1 protein-coding gene is annotated in these 214 nt (G+C 47.7%); it reads right to left on the bottom strand.

Annotated features, from left to right (window positions below):
- Positions 1-138, bottom strand: a 138-nt coding sequence (locus tag BZJ21_RS16015; RefSeq protein WP_158075564.1) for a transposase, incomplete at its 3' end; no start/stop codon positions are given.
- Positions 139-214: the final 76 nt, after the last annotated feature.

Raw genomic sequence — 214 nt, 5'->3', positions numbered from 1 at the left:
ACGGAGTTTACTGCGCCAATTGTACAACGTTGCCTCGCTGATGTGTTCTTCCGCTGCAATTTCCGAGATAGTTTTATTATTCGGCGGCAACAGTTTCTTTAGGATGGCGGCTTTTCTTTCTTCGGAATATCTCGGCATAGTGTCCTCCATTAGCCCTCCATAGCTGGATTTTAGCGCGATTCAATATCTGGACAACTATCCTGACACCGGGGGG

The organism is Salinivibrio costicola subsp. alcaliphilus, from assembly GCF_001996185.1.
GTDB lineage: Bacteria > Pseudomonadota > Gammaproteobacteria > Enterobacterales > Vibrionaceae > Salinivibrio > Salinivibrio costicola.
This window is presented reverse-complemented; position numbering and strand designations above follow the sequence as displayed.